Origin of the sequence: Xanthomonas sp. WHRI 1810A, from assembly GCF_040202885.1 — a bacterium.
GTDB lineage: Bacteria > Pseudomonadota > Gammaproteobacteria > Pseudomonadales > Pseudomonadaceae > Aquipseudomonas.
On record NZ_JBEGED010000048.1, the window covers coordinates 1 to 744 of the forward strand.

Sequence of the window (744 nt, forward strand, 5' to 3'; positions counted from 1 at the left end):
CTCGGCCACGGCCCCCTCGTAGAGGCTGGCCAACGTCGGGAACTCTTCGAGACAGCAGCCGATCCATAACGCGTGATCTTCGCCCGCCGATGCTGGGAAGCCTTGGGCGAAATAGGTGCGAAGCATACGGTCATAACCGATGGTGCCCGCCGGGTCGGCGCGATGTTCATCGGCCAAGCTTCGGATGGTCGCGGTATATCTGCTCATTGTTGGATCCTCTTGAGGACACAGTGAAGGCAGGCAGTCCCCTGCCCTCCGCCAGAATTTTTACCCGATGTGTTCGATGACCTGGTAAAGCATGTGAGCTTCGTTGTGCATCGTCGCGAACGCGCCCAGATGATGGTAGCGCTCGATCATTCCATTTATGTCGGCCTGGTTGGCCAGAATCGTCGAATAATCGTTCAAGGCAAACATCGTCGCGACGATGCCCGCCGCGTCGGCGGACAACACGGCGAAAACGTCGCTCTGAGGAACATGGAGGCATAGCGGCACACCCCATGACGGGGCCCTGTAAAAGCCACCGTTCGACAACGAATAGAAGTGCCACTGGCAACCGCGAACAGCTGGAGAGAGAAAATCCAGCCACTTGTAAACCCTCCGTTCGCGGCTATGCCTGATTGAAAGATCTTTGCCGAAATGTGCTTCTAGAAATGAAGTGCGATCGATATCGGCAACACGCGTAGCAGCAATCTGCGGGGGCATCGTTTTCACCCCCATTACGAAAAACTCAGTGGCCGGCCTTGG

2 protein-coding genes are annotated in these 744 nt (G+C 56.7%); both read right to left on the reverse strand.

The features are described from left to right. Positions 1-207: hypothetical protein (locus ABQX22_RS26635; protein ID WP_349802849.1), on the reverse strand; the 207-nt coding region annotated here is incomplete at its 3' end. A gap of 60 nt (positions 208-267) precedes the next feature. After that, positions 268-744, reverse strand: a 477-nt coding sequence (locus tag ABQX22_RS26640) for an antirestriction protein (RefSeq protein WP_349802850.1), incomplete at its 5' end; no start/stop codon positions are given.